Source organism: Pseudomonas sp. UTLPPB19802 (assembly GCF_059730225.1).
This window is the reverse complement of sequence record NZ_AP048545.1, coordinates 3,723,971-3,750,427: the sequence shown is the minus strand read 5'-3', so window position 1 is coordinate 3,750,427 and position 26,457 is coordinate 3,723,971. Positions and strand designations below refer to the sequence as shown.

Sequence of the window (26,457 nt, the reverse complement as noted above, 5' to 3'; positions counted from 1 at the left end):
TTACAGTCCTATACCGCTGATCGCACAGCTTGAGGCGAAAATACGCTGAGGCCTGAAGGGCTGTACACGCGAGTTTTGAAATTTTTTGTATCCGGCGTCCCCGAAAAGCCGCTAACGCGCTGATTTGTTTTCAGAAAATCATTCAAGAACTATTTATGAAGCCGTCGGGCAGCCAAAAAAAAAACCGGAGTCTTCGCAGACTCCGGATTCTTCAACGGCACGGTGGCATCAACTCACCGCCGGCTGCGGCCTCACGCGAGCTTTTTCAGGCGGGGAGTGGCCTTCGGAAAATAGGGTCGCCTCAACAACCCGCTCGTTGCCGACTGATTGATCCGACTCGGCGTCTCCTGCGCGGGCGCCTCGCCCCCGAACTCGGCGACATAGGGCGTCTGCCCACAGCGCACCAGGTTGTTGATCGGGAACTCATCGCCATTGTCTTCCATGTAAGCCCTTTTCATTCGGCCACTCCTTTCCAAGGTTGATCACCGCCGGCTGGCCGCCGGCGCCTCAAAAACCTTCAGCGTAGCCGAGCGACAGCGATCCGCAGGCTCTGGCGCAAGGTTCCGACGAATGACCGGCCGGTCACACAATCATGCCGGCTCAAGCCTGTGCAGCAGGCGCCGGAACGCCTCCAGGACCTGCCGGGGCTTCTCCAGCATCAACTGGTGCCCGCAGGCTTGCAGCACCTCGAAGCCGGCATCGGGCAACTGCCGGGCCAGGGCCTCGCCGCCACTGGCCGGGGTCAGCCCGTCACTGTCGCCGGACAGCACTTCGATCGGCAACCGCAGGCTCGCCAGATGCCCGGCATCCGGCCATTGCACGCCTTCGAGCAGGCCCTTGAACACATACAGCCGATTGTTCTCGGTGACCTTCTCTTCATAGGCCACCAGTTGCGGGTCGGCCGTAGGGTGCCAGGCGCGCTGGCGAAAGCCCTTGGCCAACACCGGACGGATCAGCTCCAGCACCCAGGCTGGCAACGCCATCAGCCCGCCACGGCTCAACGGCCGGTGCAACTGCGAGCCCAGCAACAGCGCGCCGCTGATCGCTTGCGACTGCAGCAAGGTACTCATCGACAAGCCGGTGCCGAAGGAATGGGCGACGATCAAGTTGCGCTGGCCGCCAAAACGCCGCAACAGTTCCTGATAGTCGGCCACCAGCTCGGCCCAGGCATAGGCTGCCGGACGGCGCGGCTTGTCGCTGGCGCCATGACCGAGCAGGTCCCAGGCGACCAGGCTGTAGCCCTCCTCGCCCAACGCCTGCCACAGGTGACGCCACTGGTCCTTGTTGCCGCCGGCGCCGTGACAGAGAAACACCACGGTGTCGGCCTGCGCCTGGCCGGCCTGGCGGGCAACACTCAAGCGGCGTCCCGGACGGATTTCGAGCAACTCGCCGCGCACCTGCGGCAGATCAACGGAGGAAAAAGCTTCAGCCATGCGCTGTGGCTCCTGTCGGATGGATAGAAAATTCGTTCACCAAGCGCCCTCGCGAGTCACCGCCGTGCGGGACGGCTCGGCAACCACCGGTGAGGCACCCAGCAGCGTGCGGGTATAGGCATGTTGCGGTTCGGCGAACAGCCGCGCGGTTTCGCCCTGCTCGACGATCCGTCCGCCCTGCATCACCGCGATGCGATCGCACAGTCGCGCCGCCACCCGCAGGTCATGGGTGATGAAGACGATGCTCAGGCGCAGGCGGCGTTGCAGGTCTTCCAGCAGTTCGAGGATCTGCACCTGGATCAGTGCGTCCAGTGCCGAGACGCATTCGTCGGCGATCAGGATCTTCGGCCGCACCGCCAGGGCCCGGGCAATGCCGATGCGCTGGCGCTGGCCGCCGGAAAACTCGTGGGCGTAGCGTTCGAAGGCGGTCGGTGGCAGACCGACCAGTTCCAGCACCTCGCGGGCGCGCTGCTCTGCTTCGCGGGCCGGAACACCCTGGGCCAGCGGCCCGGTCATGACGATCTGGCCCACGCTCTGGCGCGGGTTGAGCGAGGCGAACGGGTCCTGGAAGATCATTTGGATCTCGCCGCGTAGCGGCCGCAGTCGCCGCTGAGACAGCTCGGCGACTTCCCGCCCCTGCCATTGCAGTTGCCCGCTGTCCGGTTGCAGCAGGCGCACCAGGCAGCGGCCGAGGGTCGATTTTCCAGAGCCGGACTCGCCGACGATCCCCAGGGTCTCGCCTTCGCCCAGATGCAGGTCGACTCCTGCCAGCGCCCGGCTGGCACGCTTGCGCCACCAGCCACCGGAGCGGGTATAGGACTTCTCCAGTTGGCACGCAGCCAGCACCGTCGACACCTGTGTCAACGGTGGGCGCGGCGTCAGCGGGCTGGCCGAGACGGCCGCCAACAGGCGCCGGGTGTAATCCGCAGTCGGCGACTGCAGGACCTCGCGGGCGCTGCCCTGCTCCACCAGATGCCCCTTTTCCAGCACCAGCACCCGATCGGCGATCGCCTGCACCACGGCAAAATCGTGGGTGATGAACAGCACCGCCATGCCCTTGTCGCGCTGGATCCGCCGCAACAGTTCAAGGATCTGCGCCTGGGTGGTGACATCCAGCGCCGAGGTCGGCTCGTCGGCGATCAGCAGGGCCGGATCAAAGGCCAGTGCCATGGCGATCACCACCCGCTGGCGCTGGCCACCGGATAACTCGAAGGGATAGGCATGGCGCAGGCGCTCCGGGTCCGGCAGGCCGACGTAACCGAGCAGTTCGAGTACCCGTTGGCGACGGCTCGCCGCATCCTTCACACCGTGGGCCGCGAGGGTTTCATCGATCTGCAGGCCAACGCTCAGCAGCGGGTTGAGCGCGCTCATCGGCTCCTGGAAAACCATGCTGATATCACGCCCGCGCAGCTGGCGCATGGCGGGCTCGTCGAGATCGGCCAGGTCCTCACCGCACCAACGGATCCGACCACTTTCCACTGTCAGCGCCTGCGGCAACATCCGCAGCAGGGCCTTGGCCAGCATCGACTTGCCCGAACCGGATTCGCCAACGACGCAAAGGAGTTCGCCGCGTTCGAGCTGCAGCGACAGGTCGTACAGCGCATGGCTGCGATCGGCACCAGGCGGCAATGCGATGCGCAGGTGTTCGATGCTGAGCAAGGCGTTGTGGCTGTCTGTCATGAGCTGACTCCTGGTTGCCGCAGCGGCTCGCAGGCCACCCGCAGGCCCTCGCCGACGCGGTTCACCGCCAGTACGCTGAGCAGGATCGCCAGGCCCGGCCACAGGCTCATCCACCAGGCGTCGCGCAGCAGCCCACGGGAGGCATTGATCATGTAGCCCCAGCTCATCGACTCGGGGTCACTGAGGCCGAGAAAAGCCAGGGCCGCTTCGGTCAGAATCGCGGCGGCCATGACGAAGGTCAGGGTCACCAACAGCGGCGCCAGGGCATTGGGCAGGATCTGGCGAAAGATGATCGCCGTCGACGACTGCCCGAGTACCCGCGCGGCCTGGACGAATTCGCGCTGGCGCAGGCTGAGGAACTCACTACGCACCAACCGCGCCACCCCGGGCCAGGCCACCAGGGCGATGGCCAGCACGGTCGTCGCCAGGGAAGGTTCGAGCACCGCCACCACAATCACCGCCAGAACCAGCTGCGGGATGATCTGGAAAAACTCGGCGAGGCGCATCAGCACGCCGTCGAGCCAGCCGCCGAAGTAACCGGCCAGCGCCCCCACCAGGGTCCCCACCAGCAAGGTCGCCAGGCTCGCCAGTCCGGCCACCGCCAGGGACACCCGGGCGCCGTACAACAGGCCGCTGCCGAGGTCGCGCCCGAGCATGTCGCTGCCCAGCCAATGCGCCGGGTCGTGAAAGGGCGCCAGCAGCGGCTGACTGTTCATCTCCCAGGGCAGGCTGTCGGTCAGCCAGGGCGCGGCCAGCGCCAGCAGGCCCAGACCGAGCAGGAATGACAACCCGGCCAGCGCCGAGGGCTGGGCGAGAAACCGACGCAGGAAAGAATGCCGTTGCATCAGTGTTGCCCTCCGGCGCCAATTCGCGGATCGAGCCAGCGGCAAGCCAGGTCGGTCAGCAGGTTGAAACTCACCACCATGATCGAAATCACCAGGAAACCGCCCATCAACACACCGTAGTCGCGCTGGTCCAATGCTTCGTACATCAAACGACCGACGCCCGGCCAGGAATAGACCACCTCGATCAGCAGGATGCCGCCAGCCATCTGGCCCAGTTGCAGGCCGGCGAAAGTCACCACCGGCAACAGCGCATTGCGCAGCACATGGGCCCAGAGAATCCGCCGTGGCGAAAGGCCCTTGGCCTGCGCGGTACGCACGTATTCCTGGCCGAGTACCTCCAGTGTCGCGGCGCGGGTCAGATGGATGTAAAGCGCAAGGAACAGAAAGCTCAGTGACAGGCACGGCAGCACCAGGTGCTGCAACCGGTCACCCCACCAGGCCAGGCCTTGGTGGCTCGCGGCGACGGTCTCCATGCCGAAGGCCGGCAACCAGTCGAGGCTGACCGAAAACAGCAGGATCAACAGCATCGCCAGCCAGAACGACGGGGTCGCATAGAGCAGCAACGCCCCCTGGGAGATCAGTTGGTCGAGCCACGGCCGCCGCTCCCGGCTGCGCGCCGCCAGCACGCCAAGGGCGATGCCCAGCAACGATGACAGCAGGAACGCCGAGCCCATCAGTGCCAGGGTCGCCGGCAGCCGTTCGGCGATCAGCGACCAGACCGGCGCCTGGTTGCGGTAGGAGTAACCCAGGTCCAGCCGCGCAACATGACCGAGGTAGATCAGCAACTGCTGGGCCACCGGTTTGTCCAGCCCCATGTCCTGGCGCAGTTGCGCGATGTACCCGGGGTCGTCGACCCCGGCTTCGCCGGCCAGCATCAGCGCCGGATCACCGGGGGCCAGGCGGATCAGCAGGAAGCTCAGCACCAAAACCCCCAGCACCATCGCCAGCGCCCGCAGCAGCCGCGAGCCGAGGAAGCTCAAGCCGCTCATGGTGCCGGCGCGTCGAGGTAGACGCTTTCGTCATCCTCGTTGAGGCTGGTGGCGGTCTGCAGCAGGTTCTTGACCTGGCCGTGATAGAGCGTCGGGTAGCGCATCTCGAAGATCGGCACGATCGGCAGGTCGGTGTTGAGGCGGTTCTCCAGCTCGCTGTAGACCTGGCGGCGCTGCTCGCCCTCCGGGGTGTTGGCGACCTTGCTCCACAGCGCATCCGCCTCCGGGCTGTTGTAGCCGCTGACGTTGGCGAACGGCGAGGTCTTGAGGATGTAGTCGGAGCGGTACAGATAGGCGGTGGTCAGGTACGGGTCGCCGACCTGGAAGATGAAGTTGTAGGTCAGGTCGAAATCCCAGTCGCTGACCCGCTGGAACCAGGTAGCGGCATCCGAAGTGACCACCTGGACCTTGAAGCCCAGCGGCTGCAGGGCCTGCTTGGTGTACTCGGCGGCACGCTCCCAGGCACCGCCCTTCTCGCCGTTGAGCAGGCGGATGCGCACCGCGCCGACATCGACGCCGGACTCGGCGATCAGCGCCTTGGCCTTCTTCAGGTCATAGCCGTACTGCGGCAGCTGTGGATCGTGGTAGGGCGAGCTGGAGACGAAGGGGCCCTGGGCGACCTTGCCGGTGCCGAAGAAGATGTTGTCGACGATGAACTGCCGGTTCAGCGCATAGAGGATCGCCTGGCGCACCTTGGGGTTGTTCAGCGGCGGCTTGCGGGTATTGATCTGCAGGAAGGCCAGGCCGGAATACAGCTCCCAGCCCTGCTCGGAGGACTGCACGCCGGGCAGGTTGCCCAGGCGCTTGAGATCGGAATAGTCGGCATCGCCGCTGCGCAGCACCTGCACGTCGCCGCGCTCGAAGGCCGCGGCCCGCGAGGAGGCGTCGGGGATCACGTGGAAGACGATGCCATCCAGGTGCGGCAGGCCCTTTTTCCAGTAGTCGGGGTTCTTGCCCAGCTTGATGTAGGCGCCGCGTTTCCACTCCCGGAACACGAACGGGCCGGTGCCGACCGGCTTGAGGTTATAGGGGTTGTTGCGAAAATCGGTGCCCTCGTAGAGGTGCTTGGGCACCACCGGACGCAGGCCGCTGCCGAGGGATGAGAGCAAGGGGGCGAAGGGTTTCTTCAGGTGAAAGGTCACTTGCAGCGGGCCGCTGGCGTCGATCGAGTCGACAAACTCGGTGAAGACGCCGCCGAGGCGCTTGTCCACTTCCGGGTAGAAAGTCTGGAAGCTGAACACCACGTCGTCCGCGGTGAAAGGCTGGCCGTCGTGCCAGCGCACGCCGTCCTGCAGGTCGAAGGTGTAGGTCAGGCCATCGGCGGAGACCGTCCAGCTCTTGGCCAACACCGGCTTGGGTTGCAGGTGGGTGTCGTAGGTCAGTAGGCCCTGGAGGATCTTGCCGCTGACGTACTGGGTCGAGACATGGGACACCACGCCGTGCATCAGCGACGGCGGCTCCGGCTGGGCCACCAGGTTCAGCACGCCGCCATCATGGGGTTGCGCCTGTACGCTGCCGGCCAGGATCAGCGCACTGGCGGCCAGGCCGAGCAAGGCTCGGCGCAGGGGCCGGGTGCGAGACGAAGGGGTCGGGGAGAAATCAGGCATGGCGGGCTCCGCAGTAAAGATTCGGCAGGCGCGGCACAGGGTGTGCGACCGGCCCTTTGCCGGGATTTAGCAAGGCCTGTGCCAGCACTTTTGCGCCTGTGTTTGCGTGGGCTGGGGTTGCGGGGGCTGATGAAAAAACCACAACCCGCGCCTATCACTGTGCAAAAAGCAGCAGATCTGAAGCGGGACATCCGGCTCAAGGGCCATGTGTGGCGAGCGGACGTCCCGCCTTCGCCCCTGGCACAACCCTTGCGACAGCCACCGACTTCGAACCACCGAGCCTTCCCCCATGTCACTGGATTACCTGGGCAACCCCATCGATAGCAACCTCCCCTCCACCCGACTCGGCATCGACGATTTCATCGGTGGTTTCCTCGGTTATCACCCCCGTGCCGAAAACATCCTCGCCGCCGCCGATGCCGATCCGGACTCACGACTGGCCAACGCCCTGGCCGGCATCCTGCTGATGTTCAGCGAGTCCCCCGAAGGTCCGCACCTGGCCGAGCGTTATCGCCAGCGGGCCGATGCCGTGGCGTCCGGCCACCTGCGGGCCAACCTGTACTTGGCCACCCTCAACGCCTGGATCGCCGAGGACCTGGGCCGCGTGCTGGGCCTCACCGAACAACTGCTCGAACACTTCCCCCGCGACCTGTTCGCCGCCAAGCTCAACCAGTACGTGGAGTTCAACCGCGGCAACTGGCCGGCGCTATTGCGCATCGCCCTCAAGGCCCGTGACGCCGCACCGGAGATTGCCCACAGCCACGGCCTGCTGGCCTTCGCCTACGAGCAGTGCCACCTTCTGGACGAAGCCGAAGCCGCCGCCCGCCAGGCCCTGGCGCTACAAGCCGACGAAGCCTGGGCCCAGCATGCCCTGGCCCACGTCCTGCTGACCCGCGGGCGGATCAAGGAAGGCATCGACTTCCTGGAAGGCGTGAAGCATCACTGGCAGGGCCTCAACTCGTTCATGTACACCCACAACTGGTGGCACCTGGCGCTGTTCTACCTGGCCCGTGGACAGGAGCAGCGGGTACTGGAAATCTACGACCGGCATGTCTGGGGCATCCTCCCGGAATACTCCCAGGACCAGGTCGGCGCGGTGTCGCTGCTGGCCCGCCTGGAACTGGCAGGCATCGGTGTCGGCCCGCGCTGGCAGGCACTGGCGTCGTACCTGCAGGTGCGGGTTGGCGACACGGTGCAGCCGTTTCTCAGCGTGCAATACCTGTACGGCCTGGCCCGCGCCGGGCTGGCCGAGGCGGACCGGTTGCTCGATGCCTTGCGCGAGCGCAGCCTGACGGCACCGGCCTTCAGCCGCAACACCTGGGCCGAGGTCACCCTGCCCCTGGCCGAAGGGTTGCTGGCCCATGCCCGTGGCGACTGGGACACGGCGGTGCAACGCCTGGGCAGCGTGTTGCCACGGCTCAACGACATTGGCGGCAGCCATGCCCAGCGTGACCTGTTCGCCCAGGTCGAGTTGGATGCACGGCTGCGTGCGGGGGATTGGCTGGTGGCGCAGCAGACCCTGGAACTGCGCCGGGGCTACGATGCGCTGGATGTGCCGACCAATCGGCATCTGGTGCGGGTTTATGAGGCGCTGGGGTTGCCGTCCGAGGCGGCGCGGGCCGGAACACGGATCAACCACCCATCGCCTGAACGATAAAGCCCCCTGTGGGAACGGCCGGCCGACGCTCGGTTGCTGGCGATCCGCCGAAGGCGGCCAATCGCCAACTTTTGTGGCACCTGCATAACCGCTATCGCCAGCAAGCCGGCTCCCACAAGGTCAGGTGCAAGACGATGCATCGCGGTCACCGCCGCGCTTCGAACACGCCCCGCGCAATCGCCCGGGCCACGCAATCGGCCGCCGCCGAACCGATGTAGCCGATCTGCACCTGCCGGCGCGGCCCTTCGACCAGCGGCAACTCACCGGACGCCAGGGCGAACACCGTGTCACCGTCGAACGGCAGGTGCGCCGGCCGGACCGCCCGGGCGATGCCATCCTGGGCCATGATCGCCACGCGCTTGCACTCGGCGGTGGTCAGCCGGGCGTTGCAGGCCACTGCCACGAGCGTGGTATTGGCCCCGGCCTGCAGGCGGCCCATGCTGTCCAGCCGTGACAACTCCGGCATCGGGTCGCTGGCGTCCATCACTCCAGCGGGCCGCACACCACCGAACTCACCGGCAATCTCCCAGGGCCAGGACCAGAACGTCTGCCCGTCCGGCATGTACACCGAACCGATGGGGTTGGCCACCACCAGTGCCGCCACCACCAGGCCATCCTCCAGGACCAGTGACGACGAGCCGAGCCCGCCCTTGAGCACTCCGGCCATGGCTCCGCGACCGGCACCCACCGAGCCCAGGGCAAAGTCCTCGGCGGCATTGTCCAGCGCTTCGAAGCCCAGCCGGCGATACGGTGGCTCCAGCCCCCAGTGCTTGTCGCCGCCATTGGCCAGGTCATGCAGCACCGCCGCCGGCACGATCGGAATCGCCGGTGCTCCAGCCTTCAAGTGCAGGCCGACTTCCTGCTGCGACAGCGCAGCCGCCACCGCATCCGCCGCGCCCAGGCCGAACACCGAACCGCCAGCGAACACCAGCGCGTGCAACTGCCCGACCATGTTCTCCGGCTCCAGCGCCGCCGACTCGCGACCGCCCGGACCACCGCCGCGAATGTCGATGCTGGCCGTCCAGGCGCCGTCGGTGCGGATCACCGTCACGCCGGTATCGACCCGCAGGTCGGTGGCGTGGCCGACGCGAACGCCAGGTACATCGGTCAACAGGTTACGGGGTCCCGGTAACGGCATAATCATTTCCTGAAATAAGGGATCAGCATTTCGCTCTGTGGGAGCCGGCTTGCTGGCGATCCGCCGAAGGCGGCCATCCACCTTTTTTGTGGCGCTCATGAAATGGCTATCGCCAGCGAGCCGGTTCCCACAGGTTTGTATCGAGAGCATTCAGCAAGTGATGTGCCAGCCGCCCGTTCCCCGTATTGATTCAGGCTTGGCGACAACGACCTGTTGCTAACCCAACAGCCACCGCCGCGACTGCTGACAAAACAACACTCCCCTCCCCGCCGGCCTCCGCCCACGACGCGCTGTAGAAAAATCAACAGCCTGGGCCGCCGCAGTTGGAAAAACACCAGGTATTTCCTGTGACACAAGCCAAACCCTTGATTTTCAAGAGCTAAAACACATGGCACAGGCCTTGCTCTATCGCCAGCAGCAGAGCTTGAGACCGCGGCCATCGCGCCGCTCCGGCAACAAGCCGTCACTGACCACGCTTGCGACGACCCGCCACGACACCGTCGCCTTACCCGACTCAGGTTGCCCCGCCAGGGGCCACACCGGGGAACCATTGGAGCGATTCACATCATGAGTTCGATACACGCCGTCGGCCGCCAGGCCCGTACCACCTTCACCCACAGCCTGCTGTTCCTCGTCGTTTGCGAGGCCCTGAGCTACAGCAGCCTGACCCTCGCCGCCGACACCGCCGGCAGCGACAACCCGCTGGACACCGTGGTAGTCATCGGCAACCGCGGCCAGACCCGCACCCTGGCCGAAAGCCCGGCCCCGGTGGATGTCATTTCCTCCAAGCAACTGCTCGCCACCGGCCAGGGCGACCTGACCCGCGCCCTGAGCAAGGTACTGCCGTCGCTGAACCTGCCGGCCTCTTCCGGCTACGGCTCGGCCTCGGTGGTGCGCCCGATCAGCCTGCGCGGCCTTAACGGCGACCAGGTGCTGGTGCTGGTCAACGGCAAGCGTCGCCACAACAGCGCGCTGCTCAACAACGGCACCTTCCTCAACTCCGGCTCGCAACCGGTAGACCTGGACATGATCCCCACCGCCCTGGTCGATCACGTCGAAGTGCTGCGTGACGGTGCCTCGGCGCAATACGGCTCCGACGCCATCGGCGGCGTGGTCAACATCGTGCTCAAGCAGACCGACCACGGCGGCAGCCTGTCCACCAGCTACGGCCAGAACTTCGAGAACGGCGACGGTGAGACCGCCCGCCAGACCGGCAACCTCGGCCTGTCGCTGCCCAACGACGGGTTCATCAACCTGGCCCTGGACGTGAAGAAGCAGAACATCTCCGACCGCTCGGACGATGCGCCGTACACCGACAGCGCCGGCAACACCAGCCAGCGCCACACCTACTACGGCACCGGCCTGCCCGAAGCACGCAACTTCAGCTTCGGCTACAACGCCGAGCTGCCGGTGGACGACGCCCTGACCCTCTACTCGTTTTCCACCTACACCCGGCGCAACTCGGAAAAACCCCTGGCCTTCCACCAACCGGCCAGCTTCGATGGCATCGCCACGCCGTTCCCCGAAGGCGTCGAGGACACCCTGCGCTTCATCGAGAACGACTTCCAGGTCGCCTTCGGCGGCAAGGGCAAGCTCGCCGGCTGGGACTACGACCTGTCCAGCACCTACGGCCAGGACCACGCCCAGGCGACCCTGCGCCATACCTACAACCTCAGCTACGGGCCGGACTCACCGACGTCGGTGGACACAGGGGTCAAGACCTTCAGCCAGTGGACCAACAACCTCGACCTGACCCGCGCCTTCGACCTTGGCCTGGCCAAGCCGACGCAGATTTCCTGGGGCCTGGAACAACGCTACGAGAACTACAAGATCGGCAAGGGCGACTACGAGTCCTATGCCCTGGGCGACTTCAGCACCGGCGCCAGCGGCAACCCGATCGCGCCGGGGACGATTTCCGGTGCCGGCACCACACCGGCGGATGCCGCCGAGAAGGGCCGCACCAGCGTCGCCACCTACGCCGAAATCGGCCAGGACCTGACCGACAAGTGGCACGTCGACCTGGCCGGCCGCTACGAGCACTACAACGACGGCTCCGGCACCACCACCAACGGCAAGCTCGCCACCCGCTACCAGCTGACGCCGATCCTCGCCGTACGCGGCAGTTTCAGCACCGGCTTCCGCGCGCCGTCGCTGGCCCAGCAGATCTACAGCTCGACCTCCCAGAGCAGCGTCAACGGCAACCTGATCGACTACCGCAACGTGGCGGTCGACTCGGCCGTGGCCAAGGCCCTCGGCGCCGAAACCCTCAAGCCGGAGAAGTCGACCAACTTCGGCCTCGGCCTGACCCTGCAACCGATCGACAACGCCAGCGTCACCCTCGATGCCTACCAGATCAGGATCAAGGACCGCATCGCCCAGACCGGCTACCTCGGCGGTACCCCGCAGATCAACGCGATCCTCGCCGCAGCCGGGCTCAATACCAACCAGGCGGTCACCTACTTCACCAACGCCCTCGACACCACCACCCGCGGCATCGACCTGGTCGGCGACTACCGCCAGGACCTCGGTGCCTACGGCAGCCTGCGCTACACCCTGGGCTTCAACTGGAACACCACCGAGATCGACGCGATCCACGCCTCGGACGTGGCGCAACAGGCCCTCGGTCCGGACGGTGGCTACGATCGCCAGCGCCAGGGCAACCTCAAGCACGGCACCCCGGAATCCAAGCTGCTGCTGGGCGGCACCTGGACCGTCGACAAGTTCGACATCGGCCTGAACCTGACCCGCTACGGTGAATACACCCAGTACGGCACTGCGGCGATCTACGACCGGACCTTCTCGCCGACCTGGATCACCGACCTCAATGTCGACTACCACCTGACCAAGGACATCACCCTCACCGCCGGGGCCAACAACCTGTTCAACATCTATCCGGAGCGCACCAAACTGGCGAGCAGCTCGGGCGGCTTCCCCTACGGCAACTTCTCGCCCTACGGCACCACCGGCGGCTACTGGTACACCGGCGTGACCTACAACTTCTGACCCACCTGGCGGCACCGGCGATCACCTCCATCGCCGGCGCCGCCCGCCCAACGGGAGCCCGTTCATGACCCGCCGAACCGACCAACTCAAGCTCGGAGCCTTTCTCGCCAACAGCGGCCATCATGTCGCCGCCTGGCGTCACCCCCTGGCCCAGGCCGATGCCAGCCTGGATTTCGCCCACTTCAAGGCGATTGCCGAAACGGCCGAACGCGGCAAATTCGACGCGCTGTTCATCGCCGACGTGGTGGCGCTGTGGGGCCATCATCACGATGCCCTGAGCCGTACCGCCCGCGCCGAACACTTCGAACCGCTGACGCTGATGTCCGCCCTGGCGGCCGTCACCAGCCATATCGGCCTGATCGCCACCGCCACCACCAGCTACAACGAGCCGTACCATATCGCCCGCAAGTTCGCCTCCCTCGACCACCTGTCCGGCGGTCGCGCGGCGTGGAACCTGGTGACCTCGGTGGTCTCCGACGAGGCCTGGAACTTCGGCCGCGAACAGCACATCGACCACGGCGACCGCTACCAGCGCGCCGAGGAATTCCACGACGTGGTCAAGGGGCTGTGGGACAGCTGGGATGACGACGCCTTCATCCGCGACAAGGCCAGCGGCCAGTACTTCGACCCGGACAAGCTGCACACCCTCAACCACCGCGGCGAACACTTTTCCGTTCGAGGCCCGCTGAACGTCGCACGGCCACCCCAGGGCCATCCGGTGCTGGTCCAGGCCGGCGCCTCGGAAGCCGGCAAGACCCTCGCCGCACGGGTCGCCGAGGTGATCTTCGCCTCCGCCACCGACCTGGCCGATGCCCAGGCTTTCTACCAGGACATCAAGGCTCGTGCTGCAGATCTGGGCCGCGATCCGGACCACATCAAGATCCTCCCCGGCATCACGCCCTTCATCGGCGACACCCGCGAGCAGGCCCAAGCCTTGTTCGACGAATTCCAGGCCTTGATCGATCCGGTGCTGGGCCTGCGCCTGCTGGCCGACACCCTCGGCGAAGATATCGACCTGAGCGGCCATGACCTCGACGGCCCGCTGCCGGAAACGCCGGTCGGCCAGCGTGGCAGCCGCCGCGACAAGGTGCTGGAGCTGGCCCGCAAGGAAAACCTCAGCATCCGCCAGCTGTACCTGCGCCTGGCCGGCGGCAATCCGGTGATCGGCACTGCCGCCGACATCGCCGACCATTTCGAGGCCTGGTTCGAGGCTCGCGCCTGCGACGGCTTCAACGTGTTCTTCCCGTACTTCCCCGGTTCCATCGAGGTGTTCGTCGACCAGGTGATTCCGCTGTTGCAGGAGCGCGGGCTGTTCCGCCGTGAATACCAGGGTCGCACCCTGCGGGAAAACCTCGGCCTGCCACGGCCGGCCAATCGGTTCAGCCAACCATGAGTGGCGGGTTCTCCCTGGGTTTTCTCAGCCGTGTCTACCGTCCGGCCTTCGACCCGCAGGTCTACCGCGACACCCTGGAGCTGTTCCGCGTCGCCGAGGAACTGGGCTTCGACAGCGGCTGGGTGGCTCAGCACCACTTCGCCAGCGAACAGGGCCGGCTGCCTTCGCCGCTGGTGCTGCTGGCGGCCATTGCCCAGCGTACCCGACGTATCGCCCTGGGTACCGGGATCATCGTCCTGCCCCAGGAAGAGCCGCTGCGCCTGGCCGAAGATGCAGCGGTGCTCGACCTGCTCAGCAGCGGTCGCCTGGAACTGGGTCTGGGCGCCGGCTTCGACCCGCAGACCTACGACGCCTTCGGCCTCGACCATGGAGAACGCCATCGCGACTACGAAACCCGCCTGCAACGACTGCGCGCGGCTCTCGGCAACGCACCGCTGACTACCGACGGACCACGCCTGCTGCCCCGTGCCGAAGGACTCGGCCGGCGCTTATGGGAGGCGACCTCGCGGGTCGAGCTGGTTGCCGCCCGCGGCAACGGCCTGATCATGGCTCCCAATCCGCACCTGCCACCCGAGGCCGGCGCGGAACTGGTGGAGCGTTATCGCCAGGCCTGGACCGGCGACAACGGCACCCCGGCGCGGGTCGTGCGGGTGCAGGCAGTGTTCCCCGGCGCGGATGCGGCAGCACCCGGCTCGACACTGCACAACGACATCCTCGCCTACGTGCGCCGCCAACAGAGCATCGGCGTCTACCGGGCCGGGATCGACGCCGACTTCAACCAGGTACTCGCCCGCCTGGGAGTACTTCACGGCGCGCCTGGACAGATTGCCGAGGCCCTGGCCCAAGGCCCGCGCCTGGGTGCCAACGATCATCTGGTGCTCCAGGTCCAGACCGCCAATACGTCCTTGCGCGAGGCCATCCGCAATCTCGAGATCATCCGCGAACAGATCGCCCCGGCGTTGGGCTGGCAGCCCAACCCGCAGCGGCCTTCGCCTTTGGAGACACCGCGCCCATGAGCAACAGACCCTTCAAGCTGGGTTTCCTCAGCCATGCCTTTGGCGACGATCCGCAGCAGGTCTACCGTGACCTGATCGAACAGTTCGAAGTCGCCGAGGCCCTGGGCTTCGACGGTGGCTGGATCGCCCAGCACCACCTGAGCAACGGTTTCGGCCGCCTGCCCTCGCCGTTGATCCTGCTGTCGGCGATCGCCGAACGCACCAAGAAAATCGAGCTGGGAACCGGCGTCATCGTCCTGCCCTTCGAAGACCCGGTGCGCCTGGCGGAAGATGCCAGCGTGCTTGACAGCCTCAGCGGCGGCCGGGTGCAACTGGGGCTGGGTAGCGGCGGCGCCAACCTCGACAACTTCGCCGCCTTTCGCCGTGAGGCCGACGAACGCCAGCAGGACTTCGCCCGGCACCAGCAGCGCCTGCAGCATCTGCTCAAGGGCGGCCCGGTGGACGCCGCCAGCGACCTGACCCTGCAACCGCCAGCGGCTGGCCTGGCCCAGCGCCTCTGGCATTCACACGGCAGCATCGAGGGCGCGACCTACACCGCCCGACAGGGCAACGGCCTGCTGCTGGGCACCGCCACCCATGACCCGCTGACCGTGCAAAAGCCCCTGGCGGACGCCTACCTGCAAGCCTGGGAAGATGCCGACCAGCCACCTCGGATCGGCGTGGTCCGAGCGATCTTCCCGGCAGCCGACCGCGCCAGTGCCCAGGCCGAGCTGGCGGTGGACATCGAACGACATATCCCGCGGCTCAAGCGCGAGGGCTTGATCGACGAAGCCGTCGACCTGCAGGAACACCTGCGCCTGATGAACGTGCATCATGGTCATCCTGATGAAGTGATTGGAAGCCTGCGCCAGGACCCGTCTCTGCTACCTTACGCTGACTACATGATCGCCGTGGTCCAGGCCGAAAGCTCGACCCAGACGCAGATCCTCCGTCGCCTGGAAATCCTCGCCGGCGAAATCGCCCCGGCCCTGGGCTGGAAACCCGGTACCTACAAGAGAGCCACCCATGGCACTTGAATTCAGTTGGCAGCTTCCCCTCTGCGGCCCCGGCCAGACACCGGGCTGGGCCCAGCGCCCCGGCCAGTGGATGCAACTGGCCCAGGCCGCGGAATACGCCGGGCTCGACGGCCTGTGGATTCCCGGTGGCGCCCATTGCGCCGACAGCCTCGGGGTAGCCGCGGCACTCTGCGCCCATACCCGACGCCTGCAACTGACTGTCAGCGTGCCGCCGGAAGTCATGTTGCCGGCGGCCCTTGCCGCCACTGTGCAGAGCCTGCAATCGATCAGCGCGCACCGCGTGCGCCTGCACCTGCCCGACCGCGAACAGGGCAGCCTGCGCAGCGCCTTCGGTGAATGGCTCAACCGCGACCAGCGCAGTGAGCGCATCGGCGAATACCTGGAAATCCTTGGCCCGCTGCTGCAACCCGACGGTGCCGAATTCAACTATGACGGCCGCTACTTCCAGCTGGAAAATGCCGGTCTCGGCCGCCGTCCGCTGCCTGCTCCGCCGATCATCCTCGACGACTCCCAGGACGCCGCCCTGATCGCCCGCCACGCCCATGCCTGCCTGCTGCGCTCCGGCGCACCGGACTGGCTGCAGCAGGCCATCGAGCGCCTGCGTGACAGCCAGGGTCGACTGGCCTTCGCCAGCAGCTTCGGGCTGATCGTGCGCGACAGCGAGGACGAAGCCTGGGACGCCGCCGAAGCCATCCTGGAGCAGGCCCCGCTGCAACTCCCGCAAACGCCCTCGCAGGTGCTGCCGCTCAAGCGCCACCGGCACCCGGCACGACGTTTCGAAATCCATCCAAACCTGTGGCACCCCCACAGCGACCAGCCGCTGTACATCGTCGGCAGCCCGCACCAGGTCGCCACCCGCCTGCAACAGTTGCATGGGCTGGGCCTGGGCCAGGTGATCATCCAGGGCGAGCCTGCGGTGCGCGAGATACTGCGCTTCGGCGAACAGATATTGCCGTTGCTGACAGCCCAAGGCTTGCGCAAGGAGCGCTGCTAGCATGACCCACGGACACCGCTCTGCCCTGGAAATCGACTGGTTCCTGCCCACCAATGGCGACGGCCGCCACCTGACCAGCAGCGGCCTGCCCCGAACCGGGTTGCTGCAAGCCGGCGAACGCGCACCGACCCTGGAGTACCTGAGGCAGATCGTCCGTGCCGCCGAACTGGCCGGTTTCGACTCGATCATGGTACCGACCGCCAGCGGCTTCGAAGACCCCTGGCTGATCACCGCGGTGCTGGCCCAGGAAGTGCGCCGGCTGAAGTTCCTGCTGACCTTGCGCCCCGGCCTCGAACTGCCGGCCTACACCGCGCACCGTGCAGCAACCCTGCAACTGCTCAGCGAGAACCGCCTGGCCCTGCATGTGGTCAGTGGTTCCAGTCGTTTCGAACAGCGCTCCCTGGGTGACTACCTCGAACACGACGAGCGCTACGCCCGCACTGCGGAATTTCTCCAGGTGTTCCAGGCGGTCTGGGCCGGCAAGGGCCTGCCGTACCACGGTCGCTACTACCGCAGCGCCAGTGCCACGCCGATCAGCCCGCACGCCTCGGCACCGGCGATCTACTTTGGCGGTGCTTCGGCGGCGGCCGAACAGGTCGGCGCGACCCACGCCCAGACGTACCTGATGTGGTGTGAACCACCGGCGATGATCGCCGAACGAATCCAGCGCATGCGCGAACTGGCGGCGCTGCAGGGCCGCAGCCTGCGCTTCGGCCTGCGCCTGCACATCTTCGCCGCGGCCACCGACGACCAGGCCTGGGCCCATGTCGAGAAGCTGCTGGAGGAGATTCCCAAGGAGGCCATCGACCGCGCACAAATGCAGATGGCCGCGTACGAATCGGTCGGCCAGAGTCGCCAGACGCAATTGGTCCAGGGCCGTGGCCGGCGGGCACGGGAGCTGGAGGTTTCGGCGAACCTGTGGGCCGGTGTCGGCCTGGTTCGTGGTGGTGCCGGTACCGCGCTGGTGGGCAGCTACGAGCAGGTGGCGCAGCGGATCGAGGAATATCACCAGTTGGGCGTCGACAGTTTCATCCTGTCGGGCTTCCCGCATCTGGAAGAGGCGATTCACCTGGGCAGTGAACTGCTGCCGCAACTACGGCGCATCGGTGCGGCGCAGCGACAGACTGAGCAAATTGGTTGAGGTTCAGGACTTGCTGCGCCCCTTGAGCATTCCATGATTGACCAGCAAGGTACGCATCGCGTTGCGGGTAATCCCCAGCAGCTCGGCGCTACGCAGCTGGTTGAACCCGGAAAAGGCAAACGCCTCGCGCACGATCAGATCCTCGATATCGTGCAGCAGACTCTCCCCCGGCACCTCGAACAGCCGCAACAACTGCTCGCGGATCACCTCCTGGGGCACCCGCGATACCGTACTGGCAGTGGCACTGCGTGCGGCACTTAAACCCGCGGAAAACTTCAGGTGTTCCGGGCGGATCGGCTTGTCACCCGCCACCAGCAAGGCCAGATGCACGACATTCTCCAGCTCGCGGATATTGCCCGGCCAGGGATAGTCGAGCAGCGCCTGGGTCGCCGCCTCGGACAGCATCGGTTCGACGATTTTCAGCCGCTGGCTGTAGAGCTTTCGGAAGTGTTCCACCAACGGCAGGATGTCCAGCGGCCGCTCGCGCAACGGCAGCACGCGGACCTGCGCGACATTAATCCGATAGAACAGGTCGAGACGGAAATTGCCCGCCTCCACCGCCTGCTCCAGGTCGATGTTGGTCGCCGTCACCAGGCGGATGTTGATCTTGATCGGCTTGCGCGAGCCGACCCGGACGATCTCCTGCTCCTGCAGCGCCCGCAGCAGCTTGACCTGCAACGGCAGCGGCAGGTCACCGATTTCGTCGAGAAACAGCGTGCCGCCATCGGCCTCCTCGAACCAGCCGGCACGCCGTCCGACCGCCCCGGAAAAGGCCCCGGCCTCGTGCCCGAAGAATTCGCTCTCGGCCAGGGTTTCGCTGATCGCCCCGCAGTTCACCGGGACGAAGGCCCCCGTGCGGCCGCTGGCCGTATGGATGTAGCGGGCTACCAGCTCCTTGCCGGTGCCCGTCTCGCCATTGATCAGCACCGGCGCTTCGCTCGGTCCAACCCTTTGCAGGTAATCGAGCAGTTGCCGCGAACGCGGGTCAGCGAACACCAGGGCCTTGGCGCGAATCGACAACGGGTCCTTTTCGCCCTGCGGCAGGGTCAGGATCGGGCTGGGCCGCCCGGCACTGGTACTCATAGCTTGGCGATAGACACTTCGGTGGATTTGACGAAGGCGATCACCTCGCTGCCGACCGCCAGTTCGAGGTCACGGACCGAGCGCGTGGTGATCACCGAAGTGACAATGCCCGAGGCGGTTTGCACGTCGATTTCGGACAGCACCTGACCGAGGTTGATTTCCTTGATGACGCCACGGAACTGGTTGCGGACGTTGATAGCCTTGATGGTCATGGGGCAGCTTCCTGTCTGGGAGAGTGGCACGGACTTCGTGCGGTACAGCGATAAGGTGCACCTTTCTCGAATCTTTCAAAAGGAATTAATAATAATCATTTTATTCTTTTTTGGAATATACAAAGGGATTCTCCCGGACATTCGCCGGCCATGACTAGAATCAGACCTGCACGGTGGAACCTCGCGGGCCAGCCGTTGCCACACGGATAACCCCGATGTCCCAAGGAGGCTTCAATGCAAACCCTCGATCTGGCCGGCGTCGCCGTCCCCGTCATTGGCCAGGGCACCTGGCGCATGGGCGAGGACCACCAGCAGCGCACCCATGAAGTACGAGCCCTGCAAACCGGTATCGACCTGGGCATGACCCTGATCGACACCGCCGAGATGTACGGCGAAGGGGGCGCCGAGGAAGTGGTCGGCCAGGCCATTGCAGGGCAACGCGACAAGGTATTCCTGGTCAGCAAGGTCTACCCGCACAACGCCAGCCGCAAGGGCATTCCCCTGGCGTGTGAGCGCAGCCTGAAGCGCCTGGGCACTGACTACATCGATCTGTACCTGCTGCACTGGCGGGGCCAATACCCACTGGAGGAAACCGTCGAGGCCTTCGAGCGCTTGCGCGAGCAGGGCTGGATCGGCCGCTGGGGCGTGTCCAATTTCGATGTCGACGACCTGCAGGAACTGGCCTCGCCGTTCTGCGCCACCAACCAGGTGTTGTACAACCTGGAAGAACGCGGCATCGAGTTCGACCTGCTGCCCTGGTGGCAACAGCACAACCTGCCGCTGATGGCCTACTGCCCGGTCGGCCAGGGCGGCGCCCTGCTCGACAGCCCGACGCTCCAGCAGATCGCCGCCCGCCACGAGGCCACCCCGGCGCAAGTGGCCCTGGCCTGGGTGATACGCCATGAGGGTGTGCTGGCGATTCCCAAGGCGGTCAACCTGGAGCACGTGCGGCTCAACGCCGCCGCCGCGCAACTGCAGTTGGACGAGCACGACCTGGACGCCATCGACCGGGTGTTCATGCCACCCAAGCGCAAGCATCGGTTGGCGATGGTGTGACCCTGGCGTTTCCCGCCATATGCGAATGTGATGACGATGCCAGCCGGCCTTGGAGTGACCACCTGCCAAGGGCTGTAGAGGGGAACAGCGGTCAATTGGCGCGTGCGCCCGGTTCGGCAGGCTTGATCCTCTTTCGTGGGAGCCGGCTTGCTGGCGATGGCGGCGCGTCAGTTGGCAAAGATGTTGACTGACCGGACGCTATCGCCAGCGAGCGGAGCGCCGCCCGGCCGTCTCCCACGGGGACCGTGTCGCCCGTCTTTTCCTTGACCATACCGTGACCACGTATACTGCCGCCCTTTCCCCTCATTCAAGGATGAATCGTGCGTATCATCGTCATCGGCGGCCTGGGCAACTTCGGCGCGCGTATCTGTCGGCGCCTGGCACTGGAACCCGGGCTGGAACCGATTGCCGCCAGTCGCAGTGCCAGCGCGGGTCTGCATCGGTTCGACAACGGGCAAACCGTCGCCACCCTGCGCCTTGATATCGAAGCCGGCGATTTCGAGGAACGCCTCGCCGAGGCCAGGCCGGGCCTGGTCATTCACTGCGCCGGCCCCTTCCAGGGCCAGGACTATCGCGTCGCCCTGGCGGCCTGCGCCGCCGGCGCGCACTACATCGACCTGGCCGACGGCCGGGACTTCGTCGACCGCTTCGCCGCCAACGTCGATGCCCAGGCACGGGCCGGCGGCGTGCTGGCGGTTTCCGGCGCCAGCAGCGTGCCAGGGCTTTCCTCCGCAGTCGTCGATCACTTGGCCAGGTCCTTCTCGCGCCTGGACGGCATCAGCACCGCCATCGCCCCTGGCCAGCAGGCGCCGCGGGGTGTAGCAACGATCCAGGCGGTGTTCGGCTACGCCGGCCTGGCCTTTGACCGCTGGAACGGTGGTGCCTGGGTGAAGCAGTACGGCTGGCAGGACATCCGTACCTTCCACTTCGCCGGAATGGGACGCCGCTGGGGCGCGGCCTGCGATATCCCGGACCTGGCGCTATTCCCGGCCCGTTATCCCGGCGTGCGCGATGTCGAATTCCATGCCGCGCTGGAACTGCGCCTGGAGCACGCCGGCCTGTGGCTGGCCGCAGCCTTGCGGCGCCTGGGCCTGCCATTGCCGATCTCACGGTTTGCCGCGCAACTGGACACGCTGTCGAGAAAGGTCATGGACCGCTTCGGCAGCGACAAGGGCGCCATGCGGGTCCACGTCCACGGCCTGCGCCAGGACGGCACGCCCGGCAGCCTGACCTGGCAACTGACCGCTCCCGGCGGCCACGGCCCGGAGATCCCCTGCATGGCCACCATCCTGTTGGCCTGCAAGCTGGCCAAGGGAGAAATCAGCCAGATCGGTGCACTGCCATGCATGGGGCTGTTGCAACTGGAAGAGTTCGAACCGGAGTTCCAGCGCTGGGGGTTCACTTCGACGGTTCTCGACGGCGAACCCTGACACTCCGTCAATGCCTGTGCGGCTTGAGCAACGGCGTCAGCACCAGCATCGCCAGCGACGCTACCACCAGCAGGCCGTAGGAGGCTTCGAAGGCTCCGGTATGGTCACGCAGGAAGCCGAAGGCGAATGGCCCCAGTGCGGCCACCAGGTAGCCGACGAACAGCATGAAGGCGGTCCACTGGCCGGCCTGTTCATGGGTGCGGGTGTTGTCCAGCGGCAAGGTCATCGCCAGGGCAAAACAGGTGCCCTGCCCCAGGGCTATGGCGACGATCGGCAGCGCGCCGAACAGGCCCGGGGCGAGCCACAGCGCCACGGCGCCAGCAGCCGACAGGGCGGCCGACCAGCCCAGCCAGGCCCGGCGATCCGGCGTGGAGCGGGTCATCACGCCAGAGAAGAAACTGCTGATCGCGATGATCGCAGCGAACAGCCCCAGGTTGAGCCCGGAACCCAGGCTGTTGATCGCCAGTTCCCGGCTGCTCTCGCCCACCCAGGCAAAACAGGCGTAGCAGACGAACTGGCCCAGGCCGAAGTACACCGCGATCAACCAGGCCCGGCCGCTGCGGAAGGCCGGCTGGCTGACAGCGCTGCTGGCGCTTGGCACGGCTTGCGGCCGGGACGGAAACACCGCGGCCAGGCGCTGCCAACTGATCATCGCGAACACGCAGAGCACCGCCCAGATCCCCGCCGCCAGACGCCAACCACCGTCGGCCAGTGCCACGTACTCGCTGCCCACCGCCGCCAGGGTGGCGCCAATGCCAAGGCCGGCGGCATAGATGCCCATGAGCATGGCCGCATTACTGGCGAAGTGGCTCTTGATCCAGCCACCGATCAACGGCCCCGAGATGGCGACCCCGATGCCGACGAAGAACGTCGAAAGCAGCAGGCTGGCCGACGACCCGGCAAATGCCCGCAGCACCATTGCCACTCCGAGCAGGGCCAGGGAAAACAGCACCACCCGGTCGTTGCCGAAACGGCGGCCGATGCGTGGGATGAAGATGGCGAACAGGCCCATGCACACATCCGGTATCGCCGTCAGCAGCGCCGCCTGGGCGTGGCGCAAGCCGAACTCGGCCTGGATAGCGCCGATCAAAGGCCCGACCGAAACGATACCCGGACGCAAGGACAGCGCCAGGATGAACAGGCCAAGGCCTGCCATGAATTCGATTGCCCGCGTTCTCTGTGCCACTGCAACTGACATGTGTTGCCTCCAGGTATCTATCGCTGAACTGATTTCTGTGGCAAATACTAAGTTCGCCACCGACCTGGACGGTTTTTCATGAATGCCAAGATTCGTCGCCAAAGTGACAGCCTGATTGCCGAAGGGCACAGCAACGACCACAACGACTATCAGGACCTGCCCCGGGTGATCACCGCGTTCTCCCGTGACCAGGTGGCCGGCAGCTACAACGAGCCCCACAGCCATCCGCGAGGGCAGTTCCTCTATGCGAGCAAGGGCCTGATGCGAGTCGCCAGCGAAAACGGCATCTGGTATATCCCGCCCCAGCGCGGGCTATGGATTCCGGCGGGTGTGGTGCACGACCAGGTGATGCTCAGCGATACGCGGATGCGCACCATCTACGTAGAGCGCCACCAGGCCGAGCGGTTCGGTGAGCGGGTCAAGGTGATCGAGGTCGATACACTGTTGCGCGAGCTGATCCTGGCCCTGGCCGACCAGCCGATGCTGTATCCGGACGACCTGGCCAATCGCAGCATCGTCACGCTGATCCTGCACAAGCTCGAACATTCACGTACGGTGCCGCTGGAGATTCCCTGGCCGCAGGATCGCCGCCTGGCCGCGATCTGCCAGCAAATCCTCGAGGAGCCGGGCGAGGCGCAGACCATCGAGCAATGGTCCGAGGTAGTGGGTGCAAGCACCCGGACACTGATAAGGCTGTTCATCAAGCAAACCGGGATCACCTACCGGCAGTGGGTGCAGCAGGTCCGCATAGCACGGGCAATGACACTGCTCGAAGCCGGCGAGCCGATCAATCGCATTGCCGACAGCCTGGGCTTCGCCAGCCCAAGCGCTTTTTCGGCGATGTTCAAGCGCTTGCTGGGGGAGTCGCCCAGGGATTACCTGGAACGAGGCTGAGTACTTGCAGGAGCGGCTGCCGGCTGGTAGGCCGTGACTAGATGGGCTTGATCGAGATCACCTCGAAATAGCGAAACTTCTTCTTTTTCGCCGCGGCCTTGGCTTCCTGCTCGGCGGTAAAGCTACTCAGGGTGTTGGCGTCGTACACCAACTCCTCGATCTCGCCTTCGAACACCTTGGTCGCGTGCAGGATCACCCGCAACTTGGGCGACAGTGCCTTGGCAACGGGCTTGCGCTTGGCTGGTGCAGGTGGGGCGACGATAATCCTGGGTTCAGGTACTTGCGGGGCGATCGGTTCGGCACTCGGGCGCGGCGAGCCGAATAGCGCGAGGCGCATCTCCTCTTCGCTGAGGTCATTGCTCATTTTGCGGGTGTCTCGATTACAGGTAGGCAACTTGATATGTAGTAAGCTAACGAACTGTACCAGAGTTGTCTGTCGTCTGCTGTGATCGTTGTCGCCGTTTGCCCCCTTTTTCAGCATCAGTTGCCCTTGGCAATCAGCCTGGCCAGGAACTCCGCCCGGCGCAGGCGATCGGCATGTTCCTTGGCCAGTAACTGCGGCAGCAGTTCCTGCGCCTGCTGTGGGGTCAGGATAAACACGCCGTCATCGTCACCAATGGCGATGTCACCCGGATGTACCTGGACCTCGCCCAGCCTTACCGGAAGGTTGAGTTCACCGCCCTGCCCCAGGCTGCGGGTGGTCAGGGCGCTGATGCCCTGGCTGAAGATCGGCAGGCGATGTTCCCGCAACGCCGCGACATCGGTCACCGCGCCGGACACCACCACGCCGGCCAGGCCCTTGATCATCGCCGCCAGGGTGCGCAGCTCACCCCAGCAGGCACACTCGGCATCGCCGTCGCATTCGATCACCAGCACGTCGCCCGGCTCGCTGCACAGCAGGGCATCGCGCAGGATGCTGCCATCGGGCGTGCGCAGTTTCGCCGTGACCACGTTGCCAACCATGTGGATACCCTCGAACAACGGTCGCAGGCCACGCAGGTAGCCGCTGTCGAGGACATGCCCAATGGTCGAGCTGGAAATGTTCCGGTATTGCTGCAGCAGCGCGGCGTCGACCAACTGCCGACGCGGTGCGATTCTTGGGTTCAACGACATTTCTTCGGCCTCAGCAAGGGACAGGTGGAGCAGTACTCGACCGGGTTGCTCGCCTCGTAGTAGAAGCAGCAGGTGCGCCGAAAGCGAATGCTCTTGCCTTCGTTTTCAAGGATCGTCGGTGGTCGGCGAAAATGCCGTAGCGGGTTGTAGTCCAGGCCGAACAGCGCTGGCTCGGCTTCATTCAGCAACCAGTGGAAATCGGCTTCATGGCGCTGGCGGACCAACGGGTCCTCGATCTTGGCCATGCGTTTCTCGTACAGCGAATAGACCCTTACCGCGGTGTTCTCCCAGAGAATCCGCCGGGAAATGCCGCTGACCCGGTAGAACACCTGCCACAGCGGCTGGAGCGTTCCGGCAAACAGGCTGGAAACGATGAGCTCACGCCAGGCTTCACGCTGCCCCGACTGATAACCGAAAGGCTGCAGCTCATCCAGCGGCATCGACGAGGTCCACAAGCCGTCGTCATGTCCGTATTCGACCCGGCAATTGTCCAGCGACAGCCGCAAGCCCTTGTCGTACACCGACATCGCGTACAGGCAGGCCCCGGTACTGAGGAAGGAGAAGCGCTTGGCCAGCAGCGAGGCCGTGATCGCCAGCGTCGGCGAGCCGATCACCGGGCCCAGCGCCTGCAGCAGACGCTCGCAGGTCGCTTCATCGAGCAGGGCTTGCGCCGGTACTGAGCGCAGGTCGAACTGCCGCGCCGGCTTGAGGCGCAACGCCCCGGACAGCAGCGCCCACTCCTGTTCGCTGAACGGATTCGCTGGGGTCATTGCGGCAGTTCCCGACCGAACGGGATACACAGTGGCGTGCCGAAGAACGGGTCACTGATGATCCGGCAGTTGAGATTGAACACCTGCTTGACCAGCTCCTCGCTAAGGATGTCGGCCGGCCTCCCCTGGGCGAACGCCGTGCGCTGGTGCACCGCGACCATGTGGTCGGCGTAGCGGCAGGCCAGGTTGAGGTCGTGCAGGACCATGACAATGGTCTTGCCCTCCTGGCGATTGAGATCGCGCAGCAGGTCGAGGACTTCGATCTGGTGAGCCAGGTCGAGAAACGTGGTCGGCTCGTCGAGCAGCACCAGTTCGGTGTCCTGGGCCAGGGTCATGGCGATCCATGCGCGCTGGCGCTGGCCACCGGACAGCGCGTCCACCGGACGTTCGGCCAGTTCGAGCATGCCGGTCTGCTGCAACGCACGCTCGACCATTGCTTCGTCCTGCAGCGACCATTGCTGCATCCAGTTCTGGTACGGGTAGCGCCCCAGTGCCACCAGTTGCCGCACGCTGATACCCTCGGGAGCGCTGGGGATCTGCGGCAGGATCGCCAGTTCACGGGCCACTGCCGCGGTCGACTTGCGATGGATGTCGGTGCCATTGAGGATGACCGTGCCCTGCTGCGGCTTGAGCAGCCGCGCAAAGGATTTGAGCAGGGTGCTCTTGCCACAGCCGTTGCTGCCGATCAGTACCGACACCTGGCCCTGGGGCAGTTGCAGGTCGAGCCCGTCGATGATGGGCTGACGCTGGTAACCCAGGGTCAGGCCTTGGGCTGTAATGGATGCCATC

General features: G+C 65.6%; 24 protein-coding genes. 10 read left to right on the top strand and 14 right to left on the bottom strand.

Annotated elements, in window-relative coordinates:
* Positions 1-251 precede the first annotated feature (251 nt).
* The 6 genes from AC6I6U_RS16710 to AC6I6U_RS16685 form a co-directional block, all read right to left on the bottom strand.
* Positions 252-458: a hypothetical protein gene (locus tag AC6I6U_RS16710; RefSeq protein WP_497877153.1), complete on the bottom strand. Its 207-nt coding sequence runs from the start codon at positions 456-458 to the stop codon at positions 252-254.
* Between the two features lie 132 nt (positions 459-590).
* Positions 591-1,433 carry an alpha/beta fold hydrolase gene (locus AC6I6U_RS16705; protein WP_497877152.1) on the bottom strand — a complete coding sequence of 281 codons (843 nt, stop codon included), beginning with the start codon at positions 1,431-1,433 and terminating at the stop codon, positions 591-593.
* Positions 1,434-1,469: 36 nt separating this feature from the next.
* Entirely contained in the window at positions 1,470-3,113 is a 1,644-nt protein-coding gene (locus tag AC6I6U_RS16700) for an ABC transporter ATP-binding protein (RefSeq protein ID WP_497877151.1), read from the bottom strand.
* Entirely contained in the window at positions 3,110-3,958 is an 849-nt protein-coding gene (locus tag AC6I6U_RS16695) for an ABC transporter permease (RefSeq protein ID WP_497877150.1), read from the bottom strand. The genes AC6I6U_RS16700 and AC6I6U_RS16695 overlap by 4 nt, the downstream gene beginning before the upstream one ends.
* A complete protein-coding gene (locus AC6I6U_RS16690) occupies positions 3,958-4,947 on the bottom strand; it encodes an ABC transporter permease (RefSeq protein ID WP_497877149.1) in 990 nt (329 codons plus the stop codon). Before AC6I6U_RS16690 ends, AC6I6U_RS16695 begins: the two co-directional genes overlap by 1 nt.
* Positions 4,944-6,554, bottom strand: coding sequence for an ABC transporter substrate-binding protein (locus AC6I6U_RS16685; protein WP_497877148.1), 1,611 nt, complete (start codon positions 6,552-6,554; stop codon positions 4,944-4,946). The genes AC6I6U_RS16690 and AC6I6U_RS16685 overlap by 4 nt, the downstream gene beginning before the upstream one ends.
* 289 nt (positions 6,555-6,843) lie before the next feature.
* Between AC6I6U_RS16685 and AC6I6U_RS16680 the strand changes: the two genes are divergently transcribed.
* The gene (locus AC6I6U_RS16680) at positions 6,844-8,211 is read left to right on the top strand and encodes a tetratricopeptide repeat protein (RefSeq protein ID WP_497877147.1); all 1,368 of its coding nucleotides are present in this window, start codon (positions 6,844-6,846) and stop codon (positions 8,209-8,211) included.
* Positions 8,212-8,356: 145 nt separating this feature from the next.
* Here AC6I6U_RS16680 and AC6I6U_RS16675 read toward each other — a convergent pair whose 3' ends face one another.
* Positions 8,357-9,349 carry a P1 family peptidase gene (locus AC6I6U_RS16675; RefSeq protein ID WP_497877146.1) on the bottom strand — a complete coding sequence of 331 codons (993 nt, stop codon included), beginning with the start codon at positions 9,347-9,349 and terminating at the stop codon, positions 8,357-8,359.
* A gap of 567 nt (positions 9,350-9,916) precedes the next feature.
* Here AC6I6U_RS16675 and AC6I6U_RS16670 point away from each other — a divergent pair.
* The 6 genes from AC6I6U_RS16670 to AC6I6U_RS16645 all read left to right on the top strand — a co-directional run bounded on the left by AC6I6U_RS16670 (position 9,917) and on the right by AC6I6U_RS16645 (position 17,912).
* A complete protein-coding gene (locus AC6I6U_RS16670; RefSeq protein ID WP_497877145.1) occupies positions 9,917-12,352 on the top strand; it encodes a TonB-dependent receptor plug domain-containing protein in 2,436 nt (811 codons plus the stop codon).
* A 64-nt stretch (positions 12,353-12,416) separates the two neighbouring features.
* Complete coding sequence (locus AC6I6U_RS16665) at positions 12,417-13,745, top strand: LLM class flavin-dependent oxidoreductase (protein ID WP_497877144.1); 1,329 nt, start codon at positions 12,417-12,419, stop codon at positions 13,743-13,745.
* Complete coding sequence (locus AC6I6U_RS16660) at positions 13,742-14,761, top strand: LLM class flavin-dependent oxidoreductase (protein WP_497877143.1); 1,020 nt, start codon at positions 13,742-13,744, stop codon at positions 14,759-14,761. The genes AC6I6U_RS16665 and AC6I6U_RS16660 overlap by 4 nt, the downstream gene beginning before the upstream one ends.
* Positions 14,758-15,777: an LLM class flavin-dependent oxidoreductase gene (locus AC6I6U_RS16655; protein WP_497877142.1), complete on the top strand. Its 1,020-nt coding sequence runs from the start codon at positions 14,758-14,760 to the stop codon at positions 15,775-15,777. The genes AC6I6U_RS16660 and AC6I6U_RS16655 overlap by 4 nt, the downstream gene beginning before the upstream one ends.
* The gene (locus tag AC6I6U_RS16650) at positions 15,767-16,771 is read left to right on the top strand and encodes an LLM class flavin-dependent oxidoreductase (RefSeq protein WP_497877141.1); all 1,005 of its coding nucleotides are present in this window, start codon (positions 15,767-15,769) and stop codon (positions 16,769-16,771) included. The genes AC6I6U_RS16655 and AC6I6U_RS16650 overlap by 11 nt, the downstream gene beginning before the upstream one ends.
* 1 nt (position 16,772) lies before the next feature.
* A complete protein-coding gene (locus AC6I6U_RS16645) occupies positions 16,773-17,912 on the top strand; it encodes an LLM class flavin-dependent oxidoreductase (RefSeq protein WP_497877140.1) in 1,140 nt (379 codons plus the stop codon).
* 3 nt (positions 17,913-17,915) lie between these two features.
* Here AC6I6U_RS16645 and AC6I6U_RS16640 read toward each other — a convergent pair whose 3' ends face one another.
* Together AC6I6U_RS16640 and AC6I6U_RS16635 are read right to left on the bottom strand one after the other, a co-directional pair.
* Complete coding sequence (locus AC6I6U_RS16640) at positions 17,916-18,995, bottom strand: sigma-54 interaction domain-containing protein (RefSeq protein WP_497877139.1); 1,080 nt, start codon at positions 18,993-18,995, stop codon at positions 17,916-17,918.
* A complete protein-coding gene (locus AC6I6U_RS16635) occupies positions 18,992-19,207 on the bottom strand; it encodes a TOBE domain-containing protein (RefSeq protein ID WP_497877138.1) in 216 nt (71 codons plus the stop codon). Before AC6I6U_RS16635 ends, AC6I6U_RS16640 begins: the two co-directional genes overlap by 4 nt.
* A gap of 234 nt (positions 19,208-19,441) precedes the next feature.
* On the opposite strand from AC6I6U_RS16635, the gene AC6I6U_RS16630 reads away from it, so the two are divergent.
* Entirely contained in the window at positions 19,442-20,263 is an 822-nt protein-coding gene (locus tag AC6I6U_RS16630; protein WP_497877137.1) for an aldo/keto reductase, read from the top strand.
* Positions 20,264-20,583: 320 nt separating this feature from the next.
* The gene (locus AC6I6U_RS16625) at positions 20,584-21,693 is read left to right on the top strand and encodes a saccharopine dehydrogenase family protein (protein WP_497877136.1); all 1,110 of its coding nucleotides are present in this window, start codon (positions 20,584-20,586) and stop codon (positions 21,691-21,693) included.
* Positions 21,694-21,700: 7 nt separating this feature from the next.
* Here AC6I6U_RS16625 and AC6I6U_RS16620 read toward each other — a convergent pair whose 3' ends face one another.
* Positions 21,701-22,891: an MFS transporter gene (locus AC6I6U_RS16620; protein WP_497877135.1), complete on the bottom strand. Its 1,191-nt coding sequence runs from the start codon at positions 22,889-22,891 to the stop codon at positions 21,701-21,703.
* A 78-nt stretch (positions 22,892-22,969) separates the two neighbouring features.
* On the opposite strand from AC6I6U_RS16620, the gene AC6I6U_RS16615 reads away from it, so the two are divergent.
* Complete coding sequence (locus tag AC6I6U_RS16615; RefSeq protein ID WP_497877134.1) at positions 22,970-23,785, top strand: AraC family ligand binding domain-containing protein; 816 nt, start codon at positions 22,970-22,972, stop codon at positions 23,783-23,785.
* A 37-nt stretch (positions 23,786-23,822) separates the two neighbouring features.
* On the opposite strand, the gene AC6I6U_RS16610 is transcribed toward AC6I6U_RS16615, so the two are convergent.
* The 4 genes from AC6I6U_RS16610 to AC6I6U_RS16595 all read right to left on the bottom strand — a co-directional run bounded on the left by AC6I6U_RS16610 (position 23,823) and on the right by AC6I6U_RS16595 (position 26,456).
* Positions 23,823-24,149: a hypothetical protein gene (locus AC6I6U_RS16610; RefSeq protein ID WP_497877133.1), complete on the bottom strand. Its 327-nt coding sequence runs from the start codon at positions 24,147-24,149 to the stop codon at positions 23,823-23,825.
* A 116-nt stretch (positions 24,150-24,265) separates the two neighbouring features.
* Positions 24,266-24,898 (bottom strand): RraA family protein, encoded by a 633-nt coding sequence (locus AC6I6U_RS16605; RefSeq protein ID WP_497877132.1) that lies wholly within the window; start codon positions 24,896-24,898, stop codon positions 24,266-24,268.
* On the bottom strand, positions 24,889-25,668 hold the full coding sequence (locus tag AC6I6U_RS16600) for an IucA/IucC family C-terminal-domain containing protein (protein WP_497877131.1): 780 nt from the start codon (positions 25,666-25,668) through the stop codon (positions 24,889-24,891). The genes AC6I6U_RS16605 and AC6I6U_RS16600 overlap by 10 nt, the downstream gene beginning before the upstream one ends.
* The gene (locus AC6I6U_RS16595; RefSeq protein WP_090207825.1) at positions 25,665-26,456 is read right to left on the bottom strand and encodes an ABC transporter ATP-binding protein; all 792 of its coding nucleotides are present in this window, start codon (positions 26,454-26,456) and stop codon (positions 25,665-25,667) included. The genes AC6I6U_RS16600 and AC6I6U_RS16595 overlap by 4 nt, the downstream gene beginning before the upstream one ends.
* Position 26,457: the final 1 nt, after the last annotated feature.